This window comes from Candidatus Binataceae bacterium, from assembly GCA_036495685.1.
Taxonomy (GTDB): Bacteria; Desulfobacterota; Binatia; order Binatales; family Binataceae; genus JAFAHS01.
This window is the reverse complement of the sequence record DASXMJ010000235.1, coordinates 1-23,890: the sequence shown is the minus strand read 5'-3', so window position 1 is coordinate 23,890 and position 23,890 is coordinate 1. Positions and strand designations below refer to the sequence as shown.

The window sequence follows — 23,890 nt, the reverse complement described above, 5'->3', positions numbered from 1 at the left end:
GCAGCCGAGGCGCCCGGAAAGGGAGCCTAAACGCCCGTTGTCGTTCTTGCTTTCCGATTACAGTTTGGCCTTACGAATTGCACTCAAGCCGAAACTGACCGGTAAGTTGCCTGGCCGCCGACTTCGGCGAGGGGGGCAGTCTGCGGGCATGGACGGATGCGTTCGAGCACGCTGTTCGCCGCGTAGGTGCCGAGCCGGTTGCGGCGGGGGCGCTGTCGAGGCTGATGCCGATGCCGTACGGGGTCTAGGAGGTGCTGGCGACATTGCGGGAGCGCTGTCAGGGGCGAGGAGTCCATCTCGTCGAGGTCGGCGGCGGCTTGCAGTTCCGCACCGCGCTCGAGCGTGCGCCGGGCTGGCGACGGTAATGCGGAAGCCGCGACGGCTGCCGCGCGCGGCGATGGAGATGCGGGGGGCGATCGTCGTACAGTATCAACCGGTGACCCGGGCCGAGATCGAACAGCTCCGCGGTGCTTCGCTCCTCAGCCGCGCGACGTGGCCGCCTGCTGCTGAATCGGTTCGCGCTCGCTAAAAGATGGTCTTCCCGATCAGACGATACGCGCGCGCCTGACGTTCCAAATCTTCGCGAAAATCCGGATGCGCCAGATCGATCAGCGCACGCGCGCGCTCCGGAACTGATTTGCCCTTCAAATTGACGATCCCGTACTCGGTGACCACGTACATGACGTCGGTGCGAGGGGTGGTGACGACATTGCACTCGTCGATGCGCGCCACGATGCGGCTTGCGCGACGACCCTCGCGCTCGTAGGTCGAAGCCAGGCACAGAATCGCCTTGCCCCCGCGTGATGCATACGCGCCGCGGATAAATTGCAGTTGGCCGCCGGTGCCGCTGATTTGCCGCATGCCGGCGGTTTCGGAGCACGCTTGTCCGCTCAGATCGATCTGCGCCGCGTTGCAAATAGCGACCGCCTTGTCGTTCTGCATGATGCGATGGGGCAGGTTGGTGTAGTCGACCGGGCCGGCGAAGCACGCCGAATTGCGGTTTAAGAATTCGTACATCTGCGCCGAGCCGGCGGCGAAGCAGTAGGTCATCTGGTACTGGTTGAACGCCTTATGCGCGCCGGTGACCTTGCCGGCTTCGTGCAGGGTGACCAGCGAATCCACGAACATCTCCGTGTGCACGCCCAGCTCCTTGATCGATGATTCTGCCAGCAACTCGCAGACCGCGTTGGGCATCGCGCCGATGCCGATCTGCACGCAGGCGCCGTCCACGATCTCCGGCGCGATCAACTCGGCCACCTTGCGATCGACGGGCCCCGCCGCGGGGTTTTTGAGTTCCGGCAGCTTGCTGGCGCCGCCGTCGACTACCCAATCGACATCGTCGATGTGCACGCCGCATTCGACGCCGAACACGTAGGGCATGCTGGCGTCGGTTTCGACGATCACCTTCCTGGCTTTCTCGGTAATCGCCTTTTCATAGGTGACCGAGGGACCGAAATTGAAAAATCCGTGCTCGTCCATCGGTGCGCAGCGCAGGATCGCCACATCGACATCGACGAAGCGGCGATAGTAATCGGGTGCCTCACCGAAGTTCATCGGAATGTGGCTGCACAAATCGCGGTCGTGCATCTTTCTTTCGAGCCCGGAAAAGTACCACGAGTAGTAGGTAACATGGCGCGCTTCGGGGTCGGCCTCGACCACCGCGCGCGGCGATATCGCCAGACATCCGCGAAGTTTGACACGATCCAGCTGCGACACGCGCGCGGCCAGCGCGCGATCGAGGACTTCGGGCTGTCCCAATCCGAACCCGTAGTCGATCCAATCTCCCGACTTGATCTCCGCGGCGGCTTGTTCCGCGCCGATGGTCTTGCGTTTTAGTTCTGCCTGAAATGACCTGGACATCGAGTTCCTTTTTGCTTGAGCTTGACTGCGCATGCAGCTTGGGATTTTCTTCTTCGCGCGAATTATTCATCAATGCCAACTATTCAGCCAGCCAGGCAAGTGGAACCTGCACCCGCCATCGATCGCGCTTCACAAACGATTCTGTTCCTGACGGTGTTCGTCGATCTGCTTGGTTTTGGAATTGTTATCCCGTTTCTGCCGATGTTCGCCGAGCGGCTCGGGGTCAGCGCCTTCGGCATCGGCTGGATCCTCGCGATCTACTCGCTCGCGCAGCTGTTGTTTGCGCCGGTCCTCGGGCGTCTTTCCGATCGCTTCGGACGCCGCCCGATTATCATGGTCGGGTTACTCGGCTCTTCGCTCAGCTACTTGATCTACGGTTGCGCAAATTCGTTCACGCTGCTGCTGCTCTCGCGCGCGCTGCATGGCGCCTGCGCGGCGACCGTTCCCACCGCGCAGGCGTACATCGCCGACACCACCAGCGCTGAAGGACGCGCCCGCGGAATGGGACTGATCGGCGCGGCGTTCGGATTGGGGTTCGTACTGGGACCCGCGCTGGGAGGCTTGCTTGGCCACTCGAGCCTGAAGGTTCCGGTGTTCTTCGCAAGCGTGCTCACCTTCGCCAACCTGATCTTCGCCTGGCAACGCCTGCCCGAATCGCATGCGCCGCAATCCGACGCGCCGCTTTCCTTGGCGACCCTGGCCGACCCGCTGTTGTCACTGCCCCGCCAATTGTTCGGGCATCACCTGGCACGGCTTTTCGGTATCGCGTTCTTGCTCACCTTCGCGCTGTCCGCCCTCGAAGCGACGTTTACCCTGATGGTTCCACTCTTGTATGGGTACGGTCCCGCGGCTCTGGGCCTGCTGCTCGGGTACGCAGGCCTCACGCAGGCAGTCGCACAGGGGTGGCTGCTCGGAAAAATTGTCGCGCGGCTGGGCGAAATGACGCTGGTGACGGCGGGATTGGTCGCGCTCGCGATTGGGATGTTCCCCATGGGGATGCTCAGCAATCTGCATGCGCTCCTGGTTTTGCTCGGGCTCGTGTCGGTCGGATACGGACTGGCGAGCCCCTCGATCGCCAGCCTGATTTCGCGTCGCACCGGACAGCATCGGCAGGGCGAGGTTCTGGGCGTGAATCAGTCGGCGATGTCGCTGGCTCGCATCTTCGGTCCGATTGCAGGCGCGTCGATTTATGGAATGATGGGACCGGCCGCGCCGTACGTGGGTGGTGCGGTCGTGGCCGCCGCCGCCCTAGCGCTCGCGCGCGGAGCCGAGCCGGAGAGAACGAATTGACCCTTTATGGAACGGTAGTCGCCTTTCATCTCCTGGCAGTGATCATTTGGATCGGCGGGCTGCTCACGCTGACCAGCGTGCTCGCACGTGTTCCGGAGGAGGTCGGGCTACCGCGCGAGCGTTTGCTGGGCACCGTCCGCAGCACCTACAGGGGTGCGGTTAACGTCGGCGCGATCATCACCATCTTCCTCGGCGTCATTATCATCGCGCTGCAGCCGGAAGTGCTGCATCGCGGATGGCTGCATCTGAAGCTGCTGCTGGTTGTGGGCATCCTGTTCTACCAGTGGCGTCTGTATCGCCGGATTCGGCATCTGGAGGAGAATCCCGGCGAATCATCGGGGGCCGAGTTCCGGATGGCGCACGGGATTTTGAGTTTGCTGGTCTTGGCGATCCTGCTGCTGGCGATCCTCCAGCCCTTCTGAGCTGGGGCTCAAACTGACTCGTGACGCGCGCAGGGACGTTCCGCCACGGAAAGCGCCTTGTTCTTTATCCGCCCGGGAGGTGACGCGGAAAGGGGCCGCGCGTCGATCCGGGGGGAGTGCTCCGTGCGCGTTTTTTCCGATTATTTCGCTGCGCGCAGGGCGGCGCGCGCCAGAATTCGGGTGGAGTCCAGGGTTGGCAGCGGAGAGTCCCGATCGTCGATCAGCAGTGGAATTTCCGTGCACGAGAGTGCCACCACGTCGCAACCTTGTTGTTTGAGCTTCCCGATGATTCTCACGAACTCCGCCCGCGCGCGATCCTCCAGGCGACCATAAACCAGCTCGTCAAAAATGATCTGGTTGATTCGTTCCCGATCATCCGAGTCAGGAATCATGTGGCCTAAGCCGCGGTCATACAACCGCTTCGGATACACGGGTCCTTCCATCAGGTAGCGCGTTCCCAACACGCCCACCGTCCGGTAGCCGCGCTCGCGGGCGACCGCGGCCACTTCCTCGGCGATATGCAGCCACGGTATCGGAGCCCGCTGGCGAATCAGATCCACCGCCTGATGCGCGGTGTTGTCGGGACAAATCAGAAAGTCGGCGCCTGCCGCCGCCACCTTGTGCGCGGATTCCAGCAGTAGTCGTGCTTCATCCTCCCAGCGCCCCGCGCCGATATGCTCCATGTGCGTAGCCAGCGCAACCGTATGCATGGTCACTTCGGGATGATTGTGGCGGCCGAAAATCGCGGCGCCCTCGGCGCAGATCGTTCGGTAGCACAGGGCGGCGCCCTCGGCGCTGACCGCGACGATTCCGATGTGCTTAGGCATCCGGCATCGCTGGTTAGTAGCGGTCCTTCAGCTCGCGCGCCTTGGCGAACAGCGCCACTCGATCGTCACTCAGCGATGGATCGATCTTCTTGAGACTCCCGCGCAACTCGGCGCTGTCCGTGCGTAGGAACGGATTGATCTGCTTTTCATCGCCGATCGTCGATGGGACCGTCCATTTGCCGGCGGCGCGCGCCTTCACCGCCGCGTCATGCTTCGCCCTAAGCGCCTGGTTGTTCGGTTCCAGCGTGAGCGCGAAGCGCAGGTTCTTTTCGGTGTACTCGTGGCCGCAGTAGACGGCGGTAGAGTCCGGTAGCGCCGCGAGGCGCGCGAGCGACTCGACCATGGTGGCGGCTTTGCCCTCGAAGACGCGCCCGCATCCCCCGATGAACATCGTGTCGCCGGTAAATACCGCGTTGAGCGCGGGAAAATGATAGGCGACGTGGCCGTTGGTATGCGCCGGGATGCCGATGACGCGTCCTTCGAGCTTGCCAATCCTAACCGAGCCGCCGTCGTCCAACGGATTGGTCAGCGCGGGAATCCGGCCGCCCTCGGCGCGGGCGCCGTAGATGTGGATGCCGGGAATCTTGGCGGCGATGTCTTGATTGCCGCCGCTGTGATCCGGATGCCAGTGGGTGGTGAGAACCGAGGTCAATTTGACGCCGTGCGCGCGAGCCGCGGCGATGACCTTGTCGGCCTCGGCGCAATCGACGATCGCGGCTTCGTTGCTCGAATCGTCAACCACCAGATAGGCAAAATTGTCCGAAAGCTGCGGCACAATGAAAATTCCCATCGCTGAGTTCCTCCGCGGGCCGCGCGGGTGCGCGGGTTCAGAGTCCGACGATATTGTAGCCCACGTCAACGTAAATCGTCTGCCCCGTGACGCCGCTGGCCAGGTTGCTGAGCAGGGCCACCGCCATTTTGGCCGGCTCATCGATCTCCATTCCCCTGCGCAGGGGCGAGCGTTGCGCGACTTCATGGACCATGGTGTGAAACCCGCTGATCGCGGACGAGGACAGGGTCCGCGCGGGACCCGCACTGATTGCGTTCACGCGAATGTTTTTCGATCCCAGGTCAATTGACAGGTAGCGCACACAGGCTTCCAGTGCGGCTTTCGCCACTCCCATCACATTGTAATTGGGAATGGCGCGCACCGCACCGAGATAGGTGAGCGTGACGATCGACCCTCCGCCCCGAGCTTCCATCAATGGTTCCGCGGCGCGCGCCAGCGCGACGAGCGAATAGGCGCTGATTTCCATCGAGCGGGCGAAATTGCGGCGGCTCACGTTGAGGAAGCGGTCGCGCAGGTCTTCGCGCTCGGCGAAAGCTACCGCGTGCACCAGCATATCGATTCCGCCCCACTGTGCCTTGAGCGCGCCAAAGGTCGCCGCGATCTGATCGTCGTTGGTTACGTCGAGTTCGCCGATCACGGTGGCCTCGATTTGCGCCGCGAGTGGCCGCACCCGCTTTTCGAGCACCTCGCCCTGGTAGGTCAAAGCGATCTCGGCGCCGGCGGCGTGAAGCTGCTGTGCGATGGCCCACGCCAGGCTCTTTTCGTTGGCGACGCCCACTACCAGCGCGCGTTGTCCCTGTGCAATTCCCATAGTCGCTGTCCTTCGGTCACCTCTAGGCAGGTTCAGAGTTTGATTTTCAGGCCATCGAACGCAAGTTTCATCTTCAGGTTGCGCTTATGTGCCAGCACCTCACGGCCCAGATGGCTCAGCAGCATGCGCTTGACCTTGAAACGGCTGCGGTTAGCTGCCAGCTGCGGATAGTTCATATGAAAAGTCAGCTGCGAGCTCTCGTAGTACGTGCATTCGCAAATAAACAGATCGGCGCCCTCCGCAAACGACACCAGCTCTTCGTTCCACCCCGAGTCGCCCGAGTAGACAATCGTCCGGCCCGCGATCCTCAACTTAAGCGAGAGAGAAATATCGGTCTCCATGTGGGGACTGCGAATTGCACTGATCCGAGCCCGCCCTGCCCTGACTTCTTGGTGTGGTTCAATCTCTATGAAACGGAGCCAGGGCCGGATTACCCCGACATTGAAGCGCGGGTAGGCGAGCTTCATCATCCGCCAGCAGCGGCTCTCGAGGTTGCGTGGGCCGACGAAGTGGATAATGCGGTCCGGCCGGCTTTCGTACAGGTACTCGAGCATCAGGAACGGGATACCGCCGTAGTGATCGCCGTGCAGATGACTGATGGCGATCACGTCGAGGTCGGCAGGGGCGAGCTTCTTGCGCTTCATGGAGCCGAGGAGATCGGGTCCCGCATCCATCAGGACGCAGGTGCCACCGACTCGAACCAGATAACCAGATTGGGAACGCCCGGCGGTCGCGAACGCGTCCCCGGACCCGAGTACGGTCACGTTCATCGGCTTGGAACCGGATGACGCGTTGCTCGAATTCATTCAGGCGGCGCTCATGCTAATATCATCGCAGGTCGGCGCAATTCGCAATGGGCTCATCATGAAGCAGATCAAGATCGGAGCCGGGTTCGGCCTGTGGCGGCTCGGGATGCCATCGGCGGAAACGATCGCGCGGGTCGCAGAGCGCGCCGAGGACTGGGGGCTCGATTCGTTCTGGCTCTCGGATCACCTGCTTGCACCTTCGCCCGAACTCGACGTGGTCGCAACCCTCTCGCTGCTGGCATCGCGCACCACCAAGATGAAGCTCGGACCGAGCGTCCTGTTGCTGAACCTCAGGCATCCGCTGCTGGTGGCCAAGGCATTCGCCTCGCTCGACTACCTGTCCGGCGGCCGGATGGTAATGGCGGTGGGCACGGGCGCGAATCTCGCAGACTATGCGGCGTGCGGCATTTCGACCGAATCGCGAGGGCGGCGGCTCGATGAAGGAATCGAAATCCTGCGCGAGGTGTGGACCAAGCCGAAGGCGAGCTATCACGGGCGCTTCTTCAACTTCGACAACGTGAGTATCGAGCCGCGCCCGGTCGCACGCGGCAACAACGACAGCGGCACGATGGACATCTGGGTGGGCGGGCGCTCCGATGCGGTCCTGAAGCGTACTGCCCGTCTGGCGGACGGCTACTTCGCCTCGTTTCAGACCCCTGCAGAGTTCGGCGCCAATATGGAGAAGATTCGTAACTACGCCGCCGAGTACGGTCGCGCGAATGCGCGCATCGAAGCGGGACTGATTCTGCTCTGCCGGATTGCCGGATCGCGTGAGAAGGCGCTCGATGAGATGCGCCCGATGATCTCCGCGCTCGGCCGGGGCGCCGAACAATTCCTGGAACGCAGCGTGTTTGGTTCGCCCGAGGACGTGATCGGGCGGCTCAGCGAGTACGTCGCGCTGGGTCTCGACAAGTTCGTGCTGTGGCCGATTGCAGACCCGCAGGCGTGGCCCCGGCAGATCGAGCTGGTCGGCCGGGAAATCGCCTCGCACTATGCGCGCAGCGCCTGAGCGCGTACGTGTCTCGGCAGTTGCAATTGCGGCGCTCGCGGTGTTTGCGGGATGCTCCAAAGCCCCGCCGCCTGCGCGCCCGTCGGTTTACGCCAGCGCCGAGGCGGTAGAGGAGAATTTTCGCGGCAAGCCGTTCGTGCTCGGCACCGACAACACTGTCGCAGAAGTGCGGCCGCCCGGCTGGGACAAGGATCGTTGGCTTAAGCTGCCGTTCTGGTTCGGCATCAACATCTTGGTCCCCGGGGTGGAGCAACCCAAAGAAGGCGATTACTACGTGGTGAGCGAGGCGCAGCTCGGAAAACCGCTCGATGCGCCCGGCGAATGGATGATCGAGGCGGGCAGCTCACTCATCAAGCAGGAAACCGTCCTGCAGACCGGGCGCACGCATTATCTCACGAGCGGCAAACTACTCCCGATTATCGTGCAATACATTGGCAAGCGACCTTTCACGCGAGCGGACGGCAAACGGGTGGAAATTCCGGTGGTGCGCGAGGTCTCCTCGCCGATGAAATGGACGCTGGGCGGTGGAATTCCGAGCAGCTATGCGCGCTATCGAGTTGAATGAAACTCGCGACCGCCATGGGCATCGGGCTTGCGCTACTCCTGGGCATCTGGGCGGCGGCGTGCAACCCGAACAGTGCGCTAGACTTCGGTCCGACCGGCGAAATCAGCACCCCGCCACAGGATCAATTGAGCCGCGACATCCTGCGCGACTTCGAGGGGCGCGACTTCACGCTCACCAATGATGATCGCCAGGCGCATGTGCGGCTCAGCGACTGGGCGCCCGAGCGCCACATCATCCTCCCCTTCTGGCTAGGAATTAATCCGCTGTACCCGGGTTTTCTGCGTCCCACGGTGGGCCATATCTATGTGATGAGTGAATCTGTGGCGGTGCGACCGCTGAGCAATAACGAATATCTGATCCGGGCGGGATCGAAACTGTTCAAAAGCGATGCCCTGTTCGAGGGCACCCACACCCGCTACACGGAGATGGGCAAGATGCTGCCTACCGTGGTGCGCTTCGTCGGAACCCGGGTGATCACGGTGCCACGCGACGCACCCGCGAGCGGAACTGTTACGGAGAAGGTTCCGGTGCTGCGCGAAGTCTCCCTGCCGATGCACCTGAACGAACCGGTTCCAGGCTACGCGAAGTTCGAGGTCGCGAAATCGGCCGGCTAGCGGATTTTAAGAGCTTCGCGTGAGCACGTCTGCGATTTCACGGGTGCGCGATTCACCTCGTGACCAGGAACGATTGACAGACGCGAGGCATTCGAGCTTCGCTACCGCTTGAGCGTACATGCCGTTGGGGGCATGAGCCTGACGGGATGAGGCCATCATAAGGAGGAAAAAAATATGCCAGCTTACGCAATTTTCATTCGCGACAGCACGCGCGATCCCAAAGAGCTTGAGACCTATTCCAAAGTCGCACCCGCAACCCTGGCGGGCCATCCGGTCACGCCGCGAGCTGCATATGGCCGGCACGAGGTGCTGGAGGGTCCTCAAATCGAAGGAGCAGTGGTGCTCGAGTTTCCGACCTTTGAGGCAGCCAAGGCATGGTACGACAGCCCCGCCTACCGCGAGGCACGCGAGCATCGCTTCAAAGGCGCCAGCTACCGGGCCTTCATCGTCCAGGGAGTATGAAGCTGTCGGGGAGTCGAGCGTGCCGCCGGGTCGTCGGCTCCTCCCCATTTCATACAAATAGCGGCGCGCCCAAAGTGCCAGCGCCGGCGTAGATTCTACCCAACGACTCAGAACTTTGAGGCGGGCTTTTTGGCTCACCGGTTTTGGGGGGGAATTTCGGTGCCATCGGCGTGAAGCAAAGCGCTATGAATGTGCGCGTGTCGCCGATCCGGCCGCCGCGTTTTTCGCTGGAGCGCGAGAGTCGAGGCCATCTGGTCTTGCGAGCCAGCTCCGGTGCGACCGCTCATCTGTTTGTTCTCGAGGAAGACATCCTCCGCGTCCTCGTCATATCTCCAGGGCGGCGCGATCTCCCGAGGACCTGGGCAGTAGCGCCCGGCGCGGACGACGGACCAATTGCAGGACGCAGGCGCAGCGACCTAACCGGCTTCTCGACACCAAGATTTTTGTACCATGAAACCGCCGACCGCTTCGATGTTGCGACCAAGCGGATTCGTCTGACGGTCGAACGAACCGGATTTCTCTGCACGTGGGAAATGCGCGCCGGTGGCCGGCGATGGCTTGACGCGGCACGCGACCGACCGACACAGGCTTACAACTTCGGCTGGTGGGACGATCGCGTCTACCACTACCTGGCGCGTGATCCGGCCGAGAAGTATTTCGGCCTGGGCGAGCACAGCGGTGACCTCGATCTGACGGGACGGCGGCTGGTTCTGAGCGCTACCGATGCGCTTGGCTACGATGCGAAGTCGTCCGACCCACTCTACAAGCACCTGCCGTTTTACGTCACGTGGCGGCCCAGCACGAATCTCGCGTTCGGCATCTTTTATGACACTTTCTCGGACTGCACGTTCGACTTCGGCTGTGAGCGCTCCGCGTATCACGGCCTCTTTAGGAGTTTTATCGCCGACCATGGGATTCTCGACTACTACGTGATCGCCGGGCCGAGTGTGGCGGAAGTAGTCCGCCGCTTCACCTGGCTCACCGGACGGCCGGCGTTGTTGCCCAAATGGAGCCTTGGCTATTCCGCTTCCGGCATGAGCTATACGGAGGCCCCGGACGCGCAGGAGCAGATGTACAAGTTTCTGGCACGTTGCGAACGGCACGGCGTGCCGTGCGACTCGTTTCATCTCTCCTCCGGTTACACATCGGTCGGCGGTAGGCGATACCTCTTTCACTGGAACCACGGCAAGTTCCCTGACCCGCGCCGGCTTTCGTCGGCATTCCTGCACAAGGGTGTGCGACTGTGCGCGAACCTCAAGCCGTGGCTGTTACGAGACCATCCGCGGATCAAGGAGGCACGGCGGCTCGGGCTGCTGATTCGCGAAACAGACGGGACGCCCGCTTGGGTTCAGGTCTGGGGCGGGGAGGGAGCCTATCTGGATTTCACCAGTCGGCGAACTATCAGGTGGTGGAAAGAGCAGGTCAAGACGCAGCTGCTCGAGCTGGGCATCGCGGCGACCTGGAACGATAACAACGAGTATGAGATCAAGTCGCCGCGGGCACGGATAGAAGGGTTCGGACACCGGCGCGCAGCAATCGAGGCACGCCCGCTTCAGGCTCTGTTGATGACACGCGCGTCCCGCGATGCGCAACGCGAGTCAGCGCCGTCGCAACGCCCATTCGTCGTCACGCGATCGGGCGGCGCCGGCGTGCAACGCTACGCGCAGACCTGGTCGGGCGACAACTATACTTCGTGGGAGACGCTCAAATACAACCTCCGCATGGGCTTGAGCCTCGCCCTCTGCGGAGTGTCCAACATCGGGCACGATGTCGGAGGCTTCACCGGACCGAAGCCCGACCCGGAGCTGTTTCTGCGCTGGGTTCAGTTCGGAATTTTCATGCCTCGCTTCGTTATCCACTCCTGGAACGACGACGGCACGGTGAACGAGCCGTGGATGTTTCCGCAGATCACGCACCATATTCGCGATCTGATCAGGTTCCGCTACCGGCTGCTGCCCTACTTCTACGATCTGCTGTGGCGGTATCACCGGAATTTCGAGCCGATGGTCCGCCCGATGTTCTATGACTTCCCGCACGATCTGCAATGCTACAACGAAAGCGACCAAATGATGGTGGGAACCGCGCTGCTCGCCGCTCCGGCGGTCGAGCCTGGCATAAGGTCGCGCCTCGTTTACCTACCAGACGGTGTGGACTGGTATGACTTCTGGAGCGGAAGAAGACTCGCCGGCGGCCAGACCGTCAGGCTAAGTGCGGGCCCCAAGCGCCCGCCACTTTTGGCGCGTGCCTGCAGCCTGGTCGCAGCAAATGTTGCGCGGCAGAGCTTTGATTCGCGTGGCGACCGGCGCGGCTTCTATCTCTTTCCACCTCTTGGGACCGGATCATTCACTGCGACCTCATTCGAGGACGACGGCGAGTCCTACGCGTACAAAGATGGTTCTTTCTGCGAGTGGCGTTTCGACGTCAGCTGCAGTGCAAAAACCATTCGCGTCCAGGTCTCGCGGACCGGCCGGCTTGCCCGGCGTCGCGGCAGATTGCCACGCCTGCTGCTGCCGCGCACCGAATCGCGAACTGTAATTTGTCGGCTCGCCTAAAGCGGTCGTCCGAGCGAAGCTCTTGATGATCGCACGGTGTGTGAATCGTCGCCTTCACGATGCGATCGAAAGTTTGGCGCTCAGCCCAGTCGGGCGACAAGGCAACCGGTTATGCTTTTGCCGCTGCTCCGGAAAACCGAATCAGGTCGAAAACGGATGGTGCGTCTGCGAAAAACCAGATCGCGATGATTACATCGGTGATGGCACATCCTGCCGACGATGTGGGCGCGAACGGGACAATCGGGTTGCCGTAAAAGTGATGCAGCACATCCCACCCCGCGTGCAACAACCAACCCACTGCGATGAAGCGGTAAGACTGTAGACCCTTAAAAGCACAAAACGTTACGACCGCAGTGAACGCGAACTCCCAGACCCCGAATCCGCCGCCGAGATAGGCAGCACCCGCCCCAGCGATCATGATCGCGTTGAAACTCCTGCGACTCGGCTCCCGGATCAGCGACGACGCGACAATGTACGCGCCGGCGATGATGACCGGGGGTAGCGCATCGAGCCCGTGAAATGCAGGAACTTGATGAACGTTCATAGAGGCATCGTCCCTCAGCTCACCACTTCATGTTGCCGGCGCTGGGTCTGTTTCTCCGCGTGCGCCACCATGAATGCCATCGCCTGCTGAATGGTCGAGGACTCAGCGGTTTTGGGGCTTCCCGACGAGAATGGAGGCTCCGGGTCATATTCCATCGCCAATTGGGTGAGCTTCGCCGCCTCGTCTCCGCGGAGTTTGGCGAGCAGGACCAGACCGAAGTCGATGCCGGCGGTGACGCCGCCTCCGGTAATCCGGTTGCGGTCCACAACCACGCGCGCGTCAACCGGCTCCGCTCCAAAAGCACTAAGGGCATCGCGGGTCGCCCAATGAGATGTGGCCTTGTACCCCTTCAGCAGCCCCGCCGCTCCAAGCAAAAGCGAACCACTGCAGACGGAAGTTACGTACCTTGATTCAGCCGCGCGATCGGCGAGGAAGGCGAGCGCCTCCGCGTCGTCCATGAGTTGCTGCTGACCAAAGCCGCCCGGAACAAACAGGATATCAAGTTTAGATGGGCACGATTCGAATGTACGGGTGGGCTGAATCCCGATTCCGGTGTCCGAGACTACGGGATCCATCGTTTTCCACACCAGGTGAGTGTTGGCGAACCACGAAAACACGGTCTGCGGACCAATCAGATCGAGCAGCGTCAGTCCCGGATAAAGCAACATGCCAATTTCGAGAGGCGGTTGTGTTGGGTTCACTCGGTTCTTCTCCTTGCATTTCGAGATCGGGTTGACTTTTGGGAAGCGCGGCGCCCGGCACTCGACGGGATCGCGCGATCGAGGAGAGCCTGGAAGGCAGTTTGTGCGCGAGCATCGGCGTCGGAGGATCGCAGAAACCGATGCGCGGCATGATGACCAAGATAAATGCCGCACAGTTCCCACACGAATTGATCAACGTCCAGCTCGCGCCGCAGGTGTCCTAGCTCAACTGCCCGCTCAACGAGTCGCACCAGCGTGTGGCGCCATGCGGCTTCCATCTCGAGTATTTTGTTCCTGACCCGCCCCTCAACGTCGTCGAACTCGAACAGACCGGCAGCCACCGGACAACCGCCTGGCAACCCCGCCCGCTGTGCCCATCCAAACCAATTCCGCACCAGCGCGCGCAGTTGTGGAAGCCCTTCGGGCACCGCCATCGCCGGCCGGATCACGTGTTCGGCTACGAATTCGGTCATGTGATTCAACAACTCGATCTGTACGTCTTCCTTTGAGCGGAAGTGGGCGAACAGCCCGCTTTTCGACATGCCGACCTGGTCGGCCAGAACGCCGAGCGTGACCCCGCTCAGACCCGATTGGCTCATCAGGGCGAGCCCCTCACGCAGGATTCGTTGGCGTGTTGAGGTGGTGATATTGGTCATCATTGAGATATCAGCACGACCGGTCGTACTTGTCAATACGACCGGTCGTGCCGCCGATGGAGAGTTCCATGCTGCGCGAAGCGGCTGAATCGGTTGCTTCCAGGCTCCACAAAGTCGCAAGTCGGCCGACTAGCGGCGCTTAAGGACCACGCGTTAATAAAATCGGATCCGGGGGCGGCCCAGAACAGGTTGTCTGGTGGACACCCCCGCGTAACTTCCCATCAGGCCTGGCGCTCGCCGCCGCTCTCGCTTCTGGCTTTGATCGAGCCTGAGCGCTATCGACTACCTCACCACGGCAGCTTTCCGAATTTTGCGTGAGTGAACGTACCCGTCGGGCCGTCCGGGCCAAGCAGCGCAACGCGTACCGCTTCGGCGGCGCCCTCCTCGACAGTCTCGGTGCCCGCATAGTTGTTGAGGTTAGTCTTGGTGAAGCCCGGAGAGACGGCGTTGACCTTGATACCGGCGGGCTCGAGCTCGATCGCCATCGCGAGCGTTATCGCGTTGAGAGCTGTTTTGGACGCAGGGTAGACAGGCCCGAAGATCGGGCGCCAGGGGCAGGCCGGGTCCGAGTTCATTGTCAACGAGCCAACGCCACTCGACACGTTGACGATGCGGGCTGCGGGCGCCTCGCGCAGGAGCGGCAGCATCGCCTGGTAAACGGCGAGAACGCCGAACACGTTGGTCTCCCACACCGCGCGCACTTCATCGAGGGACACGTTGCTTGGGCGGGTCGACTTGGCGTACTGCTCGACGGACATACCCGCCATCCGTCCTGTATGGGAGATCGCTGCGTTGTTTACCAGCACGTCGAGGCGACCAAACTCGTTGCGCACGCGCTGCGCCGCGGCGGCGATCGAAGCCTTATCCGTCACGTCGAGTTGGAGCACGTGGGCGTCTCCCTCAATCGTCTTGGCCGCAGCCTGGCCACGCTCGAGATTGCGCGAGCCGACCAGCACGGTGAAGGCGTGTGCCGCGAGATCTTTTGCGATTTGAAGACCGATTCCTTGATTCGCCCCAGTGACCAGGGCGACGGGTTTGTCCTGCATTATTTATCTCCTTTTTGCGATGCGTGGCGGAAGTTGCCCCGCTGTGCTAGATAGAATGTAAGTGGAACGATGTTCCAATTGTATACGGAACATTGTTCCACTTCGCAAGAGGCAGGATGATGGGAGGCAAACCAGGCAAACAGGCCGATGGTTGGGAGCCTGGCGAACGGACGGATCGACGCGTGCGCGCCGACGCGAAGCGGAATATCGATGCGTTGCTTCAGGCGGCCATGGCAGTGTTTGCGAGCTCCGGAGTGGATGCTCCGGTGCGAGAAATTGCAGAAAAGGCGGGCGTCGGCATTGGAACTATTTATCGCCACTTTCCGCAGCGCTCAGACCTAATCGTGGCCGTCTTCCGCCGCGAGGTCGACGCCTGCGCAGACGCCGCAACGGTGCTTGCGACCGAGCATGATCCCGGCGAGGCGCTGGCGCGATGGATGCAGCGCTACGTGGACTTCATCGCCGCCAAGCGCGGACTTGCAACGGCTCTCCACTCGGGCAACGCGGCGTATGAGACCTTGCCCGCCTACTTCCAAAAGCGACTCCGGCCCGTGCTCAAGACCTTGCTTGAAGCAGCGGCCGCAGCAGGCGAGGTACGCGCCGGTATCGAACCGAACGACCTGTTGCGAGCCGTCGCGAGCCTGTGCGCGCCGGCTCATGACGGTAATCCCGCCCATCCGCGGCGCATGGTTGCTCTGCTGGTGGACGGTCTACGCTATCGCGCGAGCTCGCCTACACCGCTTTCACCCCGCGGTTCTGATTGAGTTTGAGCCCAGTGCAACGCGCACTGCTCCGCGTTTCCCACCAAGCGCCTGCCGATAGTACGGCGTGGACCAAAGGCCACCGCTGCATCTCGGTTCGGGAACGGCAGGGTTCTCGAATGTTTCAGGTCTCTTCATTCGTCCCAACTGAACTCTTCATTCGTCCCAGCCGAAACTGACCGAGACACTCACCAGACCGTATAGATGTGAACTGCCGTAGCCGCTCTGCAGATCGATACTGGTGTGGAGTTCACGCAGAAATAGACCTACGTCGGGTCCGCCCTGTCCGTTGGGCTTTCCCACCGTACCCCCTCCCCACACCGCTCCTCCGCCACCTAGCAGCAGGAGCCATCGAGCGGTACCGTACGCGACCGCGCGCGCATCGATTTGGTTGCTGGTAACCGCATTCTCGAAGAAATGGGTCGAGCTGAAAGACAAGTTGACGGGGTAAGGACTGTACGGAAACAGCCAGCTGGAAAAATCCCCTTCGATGACCGGCGCATTGCTGTTGCCGACGTCGCGTCCTCCCAACACGACCAGCGAAAGCCCTGAAACAGGTGTAAGGTCGATTCCGCCTTCGAACCGTTCGTAGGTTCGCACCCCGGTCGACTCCGTCACAAATGGGCTGTTGTATCCTTTTCCCTGATAGACCTGAAAGGCAGATACTCGACCGACCAGGCCCACATAGCGGGTAACGCTCTGCTCGAGCTGGAATCCTGCCCCGGTGGTCGCATAAGTATCCGACCCGAAGCCGCTGGCGAACATGGTCAGCCCAAGGTGTCCGGGTTGCTGCAGGGTGAAAAAATCCCCGTCCGTCCCCGCATGTGCCTTGCCGAGCCATAACGCCAGCAGCACAACAACCGCGCAAAGCCGCAAATTCGCGGACCCTGAGCTACTCCGGCGATGCATCTTCAATTCTGCCTGGTCAATGATAGCCCGGCGCTCTTAGCTCTTCTGCGCCCCAACGTGAAGGCGGGGTGGGCGGGCTCTCGCACGGAATGGTCGTTTGATAACCGGCCGTGACGGTGACCGGCAGCGACCCGGCAGGGCTGGTCGGGTTAGTAACGACTACCACGCCCTGGTACACGCCGACGGTCGTGTAGCGCAGACAGCTAGGGTCGGCGGGACAGGGTTTGCCTTCGATAAAATTCACCTCGAAGTCGGTCCCGCGTGCGGCTGCCACGCCGTTGGGGGTATGTATTTCAAAATTCACGCTTCCGCCCCCTCCCGTATCGTTTACCCACGAGCGCAATTTCCCGAGCAAGAGGCGAACCGTCGATTGTATATGGGTCTCATTTTTAACGAGGTGCCGGTCGATGATCATCGTGCTCTCCTCACCTAGCGTGAGCCGAGTTCCACCCCGTAAGATCAGTGTCAGCTCACTGTCAGCGAGGGTTTCTATCCTGTCGCCGAGCATCACGAAAATACCGACCGCTGCGGAGATCGCCTTTGCAGCGCGATAGACCCGCGCGGTGCCCCGGAGCTCTTGGATCGAGCCCACCGGTTCATCGGAGTTTGCGACCGACACCGCGAGCAAAAGTAGTCCGACGAGGAATACTAAACTCCGCGATCTGCGCAGCTCCGGAGTGAGCCAGGCCTTCAGAGCTGCCTTCGCACAAAGTTTTGCGACCTGCCCGAAGGGTTCAGACTCTTCACTCGTCGTCTTCGTCGACGACATCTTGGTCACTGTGGTTACGCATCGCATGATAATACACAACCCCAATCGGTCGTCAGCTTCTCATAAGCTTCCTTCGAGTCTGACTGATCGAGTTTTGATGTCTTTTACATAGTTGGGGTTCAAGACAATCCTTTTTCTGTATCCGAAACTCTCCTTGTTCCATTCATTTTCCGCGGGCTGGTACCAGAGATTCTCCGGCTCGTTCGATCCACCTGCACGAAGTGGCCAGAAGTGATCGCTCCGCCCTGCTGGCGGTTTCGAGTGATCATGGGAATCGATCAATAGTATCGAGCGCGGAAGAATACACCAGCTTCGTACCTTACGCAGCTTTTCTCTCGACGCGATGCCGCCGCTGGGCAATAACGAACATCTTATCCGCGCGGGTTCCAAAAGGTTCAAAACCGACACCTTGTTCAAAGGCACGCACAGCCCCTATACGAAAATTGGAAAAATGTTGCCCACCTTGGTGCGCCTGTCGGAACCCGGGTGATCACTTGGCGGGCGATGCGCCGGCCAGCGAAACCATCCCCGAGAAGGTGCCGGTGCTGCGCGAAGTGTCCTTGCCAATGCATCTGGACGAGCCGATTCCCGGCTACGCGAAGTTCGAGGTCGCGAAACCGGGACTCCGTCCGTTGGTTCAAACGATCATGCGAAGGCTGGGGCTGACCCGGAATTCCCTGCTGGACCGCTAAGCGCACGAAGCATGGAATCGATCTTCGATGCCTCATCTAGGCTGCTATCTCTTGAAAATGGACCGCCTGGCCCCTCGGCACCGCGGCCCCACCGACTTTCTCCACGTCAAGCTCGGAGCGAGCTATAATCAGCAACGGTCAAACCAGGGACCGCAACTCGGACATCGCAGCTACCTATAGGAGAATTGGTCGTGAGGGTAATTACGCTCGAAGATCATTTCGCCACCCCCATGTTTCAGGAAATGTTCCCGCGGGGCAACGTGTCGGGCTACAACCTCGCCGAACGAGGAGCCTATCTCGGCTACGACATCTCGGCTGAATTGTTGAACCTGGGGGACACGCGACTGGCCGCGATGGACGCGAACGGGATCGACGTGCAGGTCGTCTCGCTGACGATGCCTGGCTGTGAAGGATTCGAGGGCGAGACCGCGATTGCGATGGCCACCGATGCCAACGACCGGCTCGCCGAGGCGATCCAAGCGCATCCCGGCCGCCTGGCAGGATTCGCTTCGCTGCCGACCTCCACTCCCGCTACCGCAGCGAAAGAATTGGAACGAGCCGTTAACCAGCTCGGCTTCAAGGGAGCCATGATCAATGGTCACGTTCAGGGCGAGTTTCTCGACAATCAAAAGTACTGGGCAATCTTCGAATGCGCCCAAGCCTTAAAGGTGCCAATTTACCTGCACCCCACGATTCCGCATCCGGACGTGTTCAAGGCCTACTTTGAAGGCTACGGCGAACTCGCCACGCCGGCGTGGGGGTTCGCGATGGATACGTGCACCCATTTCATCAGGTTGGTATTCGCTGGGTTGTTCGACGCTTATCCCGATCTCAGGATGATCTTGGGCCATCTCGGCGAAGGGTTGCCCTTCTGGATTCACCGCCTCAATGACCACACTCAATTCGCCGCCAGACGGCGGGGTTTGAAGAAGGCGCCCGCGCAATACCTGAGAGAAAACCTGGTGGTCACGACGAGCGGCAACTTCTTCATGCCCGCTTTCCTGTGCACCTTGATGGCGCTAGGTGCGGATAACATTCTCTTTTCGGTCGACTGGCCTTACGAATCGAATCGCGTCGCTGCCGACTGGCTGAACCATCTGCAGATAACCGATCAGGACCGAGAGAAGATCTGTCACCTTAACGCTGAGCGCGTGCTGCGCTTGTAGAGTTTCCAAGTCAATAGCGCAAGAGACTCGGGCTTAAAGAGGGCTGTCACGGCGCGGGACCTGCGATTAGAAGTTCGCGCGGTGCCCTGACAATGTGTGTGGAACCCTGCCTTCTAGCACACAGTGCCGTTGACCAGCAGGCGGAGCGAAATTGCCGATAAAAGTCCCACCCGGTGCGTCAGCCGTCGTCCGATTCCTGCAGGGTCGCGGTCGGTAGAATTTCCACTGGCAGGTCATCCAGGAAGCGGGAGGCGCGGCCCATGCTGAAGCCGTTCACGCGATCAAACATGTATATAGGATAGATCAGGTAAAGCTCATCACGGGCGCGGGTACCCGCCACGTACATCAGGCGTCGCTCCTCCTCGATTTCTTCCACACCCACACTCATCGGGCCGGGAAATCGTCCGTCGGCCGCCCAGATAAGAAACACCACCCGCCATTCAAGACCCTTGGCGGAATGGATGGTGCTGAGCGTGACGTATCCCTCTTCCTCTTCGCTCGTCAGCACCCCGTCGAGCGAGTCGCTCGGCGGCTCGAGTGCCATGTCGGAGAGCATCTGCTCCAGGCTTCGGTAGCGCTGAGTGATGTTCTGAAAATGCTCGAGATCGCGCTCGCGCTTGGGGTAGTCGTCAGGGTATGCATCACGCATCAACGGCAGATAGTACTGGAGCACCATCGCAAGCTGCTCCGCTGGACGCTTGCCCTCTCCCCTCAAGGCGGCGACCAATTCCGCCAGCCGTCCGAAGCCGGCGCCCCCGCGCGCCGGCCCTTGGCGACCGAAGCGCGCCAACTCTTGCTCGGGTCGTTCTGCACTGACCAGCGTTTCGATCGCACGTTCGGCAGTCCGGTGTCCCACCCCGGGTACGATCGTCAGGGCGCGAAGCCATGACACCGCATCGGCAGGGTTCGCTACGATGCGCAGATGCGCGAGCGTGTCTTTGATGTGCGCGGTCTCGATGAACTTGAAACCGCCGCGCTTGATGAACGGGATGTCACGCCGCTGCAGTTCCAGCTCGAGGTCGAAGGAATGAAAGCTCGAGCGGAACAACACCGCGATTTCCGACAGCTCCACGCCTTCCTCGCGCAGCTCGAGGATTCGCTGGGCCACGAAGCGCGATTGCATATGCTCGTCCTGGGCGCGCACCAGCAGGGGCCGGAACTCTCCGCGCCGCCCGGTAAATAGGGCCTTGGTGTATTTTTCAGCGGCCCGTGAAATGACTTCGTTCGCGACGTCCAGAATCCCCTGCAGCGAGCGGTAGTTCTCTTCTAGCTTGACGACGCGGGTCCCTTCGAACATCGAGGGAAAATCCATGATGTTGCGGAAGTTGGCGCCGCGAAACGAATAAATCGATTGCGCGTCGTCGCCCACTGCCATCACGTTCTGGTGGGAGCAGGCCAGCAGCCGCACCAGTTCGGCCTGGATCAGGTTGGTGTCCTGGTACTCGTCGATCATTATGTAGCGGTAGGCGGATGACAGGCGCTCCCGCACCCGCTCGTATTGCTGCAGCAGCTCCAGGAGCCGATCCAGAAGATCATCGTAGTCGAGCAGCCCGCGCTCGCGTTTGTACAAGTTATACTTCGCCGCAAGCTCTACGATATCCGCCTGATGCTCGATGAGATGGGCAAAGTCGAATTCGATTTCCTCGGGCAGGTCGCGGCGCTTGTTGCGCGCCATGCTAATAACCTCAGCTACCGTTCCTTTCTTGGGAAAGCGCCGCTCGCGCGATGCGAGTCCCATCCGGGCGCGCAGCAGGTTCAGCACGTCTTCCATGTCCGAGCGATCGAGAATGGTGAAATTGGGCTTGAGGCCGAGCGGCCCCCCATGGCGGCGAAGGACGTTGTTGGCAAAGGAGTGAAACGTGCCGCCCGCGACCTGGCGCGACGCGTTGCCGACCAGCCGCTCGACGCGATCGAGCATCTCTTGTGCCGCACGACGCGTGAAGGTCAAAAGCAGGATTGCTCCGGGCGGGACGCCGCTCTCGATGAGGCGTGCGACGCGGTAGATGAGCGTGCGGGTCTTGCCCGAGCCCGCGCCCGCGACTACCAGCAAGGGTCCCTGGCGATGCGTGACGGCGGCGAGCTGTGCTTCGTTCAGCAGTTCGCGATACTTGATCTTGAACCTGCTCTCCTCGACCGCCGACGCCTTGTCATGCAGGTAGATAACCTTGTTCACCACAGCGGCAAGCATTCTATCACGGCGGAAGGGCGGCGGTGTCGATGCAAATACGCCTTTGGTCGAGATGCTGCGTCCGGCCAAAGGCTGACTCAGGAGCTGCGTGCCGAAACCCTTTCGCCGGTCAAGCCGGTCAGGCTCGATACGGACAACGCGCCCGTGGAAAGCTCAAAATGGGATGCGAAGGCTCAAGATGACAGCGTTGTTGTAAGCGCGGTATTTCGTGACCGCGACCTGGTAGCCAGCACCAATGGTCAGGCCCAGGCGTCCGCGGATCGGAAACCGTCCCAGCAGCAGCGCCGGGGTCAGGAACAGCTGATTTTTACCGGTGTGTTCGCCCTTGGCGAACCATGTGTAATTAGTTTCCACCTCAGGCCAAAAGTACCGGAAGATGTGGTATTGAAACGCGGTATTCCACACCATTGGCCACCCGAGCCGGGCGACGCCGCCGCTGGGAAAGGTGACTCCCAGCGTGGATTGAACGCTGAAATCACCAAATCCTTTTCCTCCCGCGATGGTGGGGGTGAACAACCCGTGCCCGGCGCTGTTGCCGTCATCGCCGGTCGGGGCGCTGAACCCCATAAAGGCGGTCACGATGTAGTTGCCATTCTCCTCGTTCGCTGACAGCAGCCGATATTTGAGCAGGAAGGTTTGGTCGCCCCACCCGTCGGTGGCGACGGATTTTTTCTTAGTCGGCAATCGAATGCTGCCGTTGTGCGCGATCCAGGGGGGAATTCCGAGGATCACCTCGGTATTTTGAAAGGGAATGAGCTCCAGTCCCTTGCTGCCGCCAAAGTTGTCGGTCGCTAGTCCATTCTGATTGGCCTGCCAGAATTGATCGTAGCGGTATTCTTGTTCCAGGCGGGGGGTCACGGTTACCAGCGGCGTAATCCAGTGCGGTTGCTCCGACTGGATGCGCGTCGCGCGCGCCTGCCAGTCGTCAACAAACTGCACGATCATGTCACCCAGGCCTCCGCCGGATGACTGCGCAAGCGCGCTTGAGTGGGGTGCAACCAACGCTGCGGCCACAACAAGCGAGTAGATCCAGCAACATGAAGGTCCAGGTTTCATAATGCGAGAAGATATGCCATCAAGATGGCATTATGACAAGTATTATGGCTGAGATTGCAGTAGCTTCGGAAAGTGTAATACCCCTGTGACGGTATGATACTGGAACGCGATGCTCGCATGTCTGACCGACAGTCTGCTCAGTTTCCGACGTCGTCTGCGTTCACAGGGGAGACAGCGAGCTGAAAACCTGGTTCTGCGTCAGCAGTTGATGCTGAGCCGAAAACGCGTTGGCGCGAGTTAAGCTCCCAAACCTCGATCGGCTGCTCCTGTCTGGCGGCACGGATTCTTCCCTTCGATTCGGAACGCAATCGCGGTGGTCAAGCCGGAGACCGTAATCCCGGGCACCGCCGCATTTTCCGAGCCTACTGGCGCTGGAGCTCTCGTCGGCGCGGCAGCCGACGACAGATCGATCACGAACTCCGAGCGCTGATCCGGCATATGAACGGCCAGAACCCTCTGTGGGAGCACCAAGGATCCAGGGTGAGTAGTTGATGCTGGGGGCCGAGGTTGCCTAGTCTACCGTCGCCAAGTACATGGGCGGCGGGTCGACCGACCTTGCAGGGCTGGAAGGTCTTCCTGCGCAACCATAGCGCGGGCATTCTGTCCGTCGGCCGATTTGTGATGGGCGCCGTCCGGTTCACGCTGTTCTATGGTTGGCGATTCTCGGTCACATGCGACGGCGGCTGGTCAGGGTCAGCCTGACGACCAATCCGACTGCGAGGGGATCGCCCGGGGAAGCTCCGTGGCAAAACGGTCATGTCGAGAGACTGATATGTCTCAACCGTTCCGAAGTCGCTCCAGCTAGCATTCTCTGGGAGTCCCGTTGTCGATATTCGTCGGGTCGTGGACATGCCCGGAGTAAAAGATGTTGAGCAACTTGGCAGACGAGACGTCGAAGGTCTTCCGCCTCCGGTGTCCTTCGGAGAGAAGCGGGAAGATAAGCCGTCCACAGCCTGTCCGCGCAGCGGTGTGTTCTTACGCCCCAGGTATCGGACCGGGAGAGCGCCTGCGGACCCTAATAGAAGAACACCAGGCTTCGTTTGCCCGGTCATTTGGTCTAGTCTAGTAATCTAATCGACAAACCTGGGATATGTTCTTTTAATAAGGAAATCTTGTCATTTATTTCCAGAGTTAATTCATCGCCTTACTTGGCATAGCCCTGAAGGAGAACGTAGTGAACAGACCGCGCTTAGCCAAAAGCATCGCCTTGAAAATTATCGCCAGTTGCGCCTTCGCATTCACCCTCATTGGATGCGCGGCCGCTCCGAGTAGCATCCCCAGCGCTGCGTCGAACGGCACTGCGAACGCACCGCCGCCCGATGTGCATGACTGCACGCTCATCAGCATCGGCTCACCAAGCAAATACGCGTGCGGCGACAAGACCTACACCTCAT

General features: G+C 60.8%; 24 protein-coding genes. 11 read left to right on the top strand and 13 right to left on the bottom strand.

Annotated features, from left to right (window positions below):
* Nucleotides 1-525: 525 nt before the first annotated feature.
* Complete coding sequence (locus VGI36_21230; GenBank protein ID HEY2487675.1) at nt 526-1,860, bottom strand: acetyl-CoA hydrolase/transferase C-terminal domain-containing protein; 1,335 nt, start codon at nt 1,858-1,860, stop codon at nt 526-528.
* Between the two features lie 99 nt (nt 1,861-1,959).
* Here VGI36_21230 and VGI36_21225 point away from each other — a divergent pair, with 99 nt between their 5' ends.
* Both VGI36_21225 and VGI36_21220 read left to right on the top strand, forming a co-directional pair.
* Complete coding sequence (locus VGI36_21225; GenBank protein ID HEY2487674.1) at nt 1,960-3,150, top strand: MFS transporter; 1,191 nt, start codon at nt 1,960-1,962, stop codon at nt 3,148-3,150.
* On the top strand, nt 3,147-3,572 hold the full coding sequence (locus VGI36_21220; GenBank protein HEY2487673.1) for a CopD family protein: 426 nt from the start codon (nt 3,147-3,149) through the stop codon (nt 3,570-3,572). The genes VGI36_21225 and VGI36_21220 overlap by 4 nt, the downstream gene beginning before the upstream one ends.
* A gap of 140 nt (nt 3,573-3,712) precedes the next feature.
* On the opposite strand, the gene VGI36_21215 is transcribed toward VGI36_21220, so the two are convergent.
* The 4 genes from VGI36_21215 to VGI36_21200 are packed head-to-tail and all read right to left on the bottom strand — an operon-like array spanning nt 3,713 to nt 6,806.
* Complete coding sequence (locus tag VGI36_21215) at nt 3,713-4,399, bottom strand: amino acid racemase (GenBank protein HEY2487672.1); 687 nt, start codon at nt 4,397-4,399, stop codon at nt 3,713-3,715.
* Between the two features lie 13 nt (nt 4,400-4,412).
* Nucleotides 4,413-5,189, bottom strand: coding sequence for a hydroxyacylglutathione hydrolase (gene gloB / locus VGI36_21210; GenBank protein HEY2487671.1), 777 nt, complete (start codon nt 5,187-5,189; stop codon nt 4,413-4,415).
* 37 nt (nt 5,190-5,226) lie between these two features.
* Nucleotides 5,227-6,000: an enoyl-ACP reductase gene (locus VGI36_21205; GenBank protein HEY2487670.1), complete on the bottom strand. Its 774-nt coding sequence runs from the start codon at nt 5,998-6,000 to the stop codon at nt 5,227-5,229.
* 32 nt (nt 6,001-6,032) lie between these two features.
* Nucleotides 6,033-6,806 carry an MBL fold metallo-hydrolase gene (locus tag VGI36_21200; protein HEY2487669.1) on the bottom strand — a complete coding sequence of 258 codons (774 nt, stop codon included), beginning with the start codon at nt 6,804-6,806 and terminating at the stop codon, nt 6,033-6,035.
* Between VGI36_21200 and VGI36_21195 the strand changes: the two genes are divergently transcribed.
* From VGI36_21195 to VGI36_21175, 5 genes are all read left to right on the top strand, one after another.
* Nucleotides 6,793-7,815: an LLM class flavin-dependent oxidoreductase gene (locus tag VGI36_21195; GenBank protein ID HEY2487668.1), complete on the top strand. Its 1,023-nt coding sequence runs from the start codon at nt 6,793-6,795 to the stop codon at nt 7,813-7,815. The two genes, VGI36_21200 and VGI36_21195, sit on opposite strands and share 14 nt — an antisense overlap.
* Nucleotides 7,799-8,380 carry a hypothetical protein gene (locus tag VGI36_21190; GenBank protein HEY2487667.1) on the top strand — a complete coding sequence of 194 codons (582 nt, stop codon included), beginning with the start codon at nt 7,799-7,801 and terminating at the stop codon, nt 8,378-8,380. The genes VGI36_21195 and VGI36_21190 overlap by 17 nt, the downstream gene beginning before the upstream one ends.
* On the top strand, nt 8,377-8,994 hold the full coding sequence (locus tag VGI36_21185) for a hypothetical protein (GenBank protein HEY2487666.1): 618 nt from the start codon (nt 8,377-8,379) through the stop codon (nt 8,992-8,994). The genes VGI36_21190 and VGI36_21185 overlap by 4 nt, the downstream gene beginning before the upstream one ends.
* Before the next feature lie 174 nt (nt 8,995-9,168).
* Entirely contained in the window at nt 9,169-9,456 is a 288-nt protein-coding gene (locus tag VGI36_21180; protein HEY2487665.1) for a DUF1330 domain-containing protein, read from the top strand.
* Between the two features lie 185 nt (nt 9,457-9,641).
* Nucleotides 9,642-12,008 carry a glycoside hydrolase family 31 protein gene (locus VGI36_21175; GenBank protein HEY2487664.1) on the top strand — a complete coding sequence of 789 codons (2,367 nt, stop codon included), beginning with the start codon at nt 9,642-9,644 and terminating at the stop codon, nt 12,006-12,008.
* Between the two features lie 109 nt (nt 12,009-12,117).
* Here VGI36_21175 and VGI36_21170 read toward each other — a convergent pair whose 3' ends face one another.
* The 4 genes from VGI36_21170 to VGI36_21155 form a co-directional block, all read right to left on the bottom strand.
* Nucleotides 12,118-12,552 carry a DUF6010 family protein gene (locus VGI36_21170; protein ID HEY2487663.1) on the bottom strand — a complete coding sequence of 145 codons (435 nt, stop codon included), beginning with the start codon at nt 12,550-12,552 and terminating at the stop codon, nt 12,118-12,120.
* A 14-nt stretch (nt 12,553-12,566) separates the two neighbouring features.
* A complete protein-coding gene (locus tag VGI36_21165; GenBank protein ID HEY2487662.1) occupies nt 12,567-13,253 on the bottom strand; it encodes a DJ-1/PfpI family protein in 687 nt (228 codons plus the stop codon).
* Entirely contained in the window at nt 13,250-13,912 is a 663-nt protein-coding gene (locus VGI36_21160; GenBank protein HEY2487661.1) for a TetR/AcrR family transcriptional regulator, read from the bottom strand. The genes VGI36_21165 and VGI36_21160 overlap by 4 nt, the downstream gene beginning before the upstream one ends.
* Nucleotides 13,913-14,196: 284 nt before the next feature.
* Nucleotides 14,197-14,955 carry an SDR family oxidoreductase gene (locus VGI36_21155; GenBank protein HEY2487660.1) on the bottom strand — a complete coding sequence of 253 codons (759 nt, stop codon included), beginning with the start codon at nt 14,953-14,955 and terminating at the stop codon, nt 14,197-14,199.
* A gap of 119 nt (nt 14,956-15,074) precedes the next feature.
* On the opposite strand from VGI36_21155, the gene VGI36_21150 reads away from it, so the two are divergent.
* Nucleotides 15,075-15,719: a TetR/AcrR family transcriptional regulator gene (locus tag VGI36_21150; GenBank protein HEY2487659.1), complete on the top strand. Its 645-nt coding sequence runs from the start codon at nt 15,075-15,077 to the stop codon at nt 15,717-15,719.
* A 153-nt stretch (nt 15,720-15,872) separates the two neighbouring features.
* Here the strand turns inward: VGI36_21150 and VGI36_21145 are convergent, their stop codons facing one another.
* Together VGI36_21145 and VGI36_21140 are read right to left on the bottom strand one after the other, a co-directional pair.
* Entirely contained in the window at nt 15,873-16,571 is a 699-nt protein-coding gene (locus VGI36_21145; protein ID HEY2487658.1) for a hypothetical protein, read from the bottom strand.
* Between the two features lie 70 nt (nt 16,572-16,641).
* The gene (locus VGI36_21140; GenBank protein ID HEY2487657.1) at nt 16,642-17,394 is read right to left on the bottom strand and encodes a FecR family protein; all 753 of its coding nucleotides are present in this window, start codon (nt 17,392-17,394) and stop codon (nt 16,642-16,644) included.
* Between the two features lie 494 nt (nt 17,395-17,888).
* Here VGI36_21140 and VGI36_21135 point away from each other — a divergent pair, with 494 nt between their 5' ends.
* Both VGI36_21135 and VGI36_21130 read left to right on the top strand, forming a co-directional pair.
* The gene (locus tag VGI36_21135; GenBank protein ID HEY2487656.1) at nt 17,889-18,086 is read left to right on the top strand and encodes a hypothetical protein; all 198 of its coding nucleotides are present in this window, start codon (nt 17,889-17,891) and stop codon (nt 18,084-18,086) included.
* A 191-nt stretch (nt 18,087-18,277) separates the two neighbouring features.
* Nucleotides 18,278-19,252, top strand: coding sequence for an amidohydrolase family protein (locus VGI36_21130; protein ID HEY2487655.1), 975 nt, complete (start codon nt 18,278-18,280; stop codon nt 19,250-19,252).
* A gap of 178 nt (nt 19,253-19,430) precedes the next feature.
* Here VGI36_21130 and VGI36_21125 read toward each other — a convergent pair whose 3' ends face one another.
* Nucleotides 19,431-21,425 (bottom strand): ATP-dependent helicase, encoded by a 1,995-nt coding sequence (locus VGI36_21125; GenBank protein ID HEY2487654.1) that lies wholly within the window; start codon nt 21,423-21,425, stop codon nt 19,431-19,433.
* A 168-nt stretch (nt 21,426-21,593) separates the two neighbouring features.
* On the bottom strand, nt 21,594-22,454 hold the full coding sequence (locus VGI36_21120; protein HEY2487653.1) for a hypothetical protein: 861 nt from the start codon (nt 22,452-22,454) through the stop codon (nt 21,594-21,596).
* Between the two features lie 1,216 nt (nt 22,455-23,670).
* Between VGI36_21120 and VGI36_21115 the strand changes: the two genes are divergently transcribed.
* The coding region (locus VGI36_21115) for a hypothetical protein (protein ID HEY2487652.1) at nt 23,671-23,890 on the top strand (220 nt) is incomplete at its 3' end.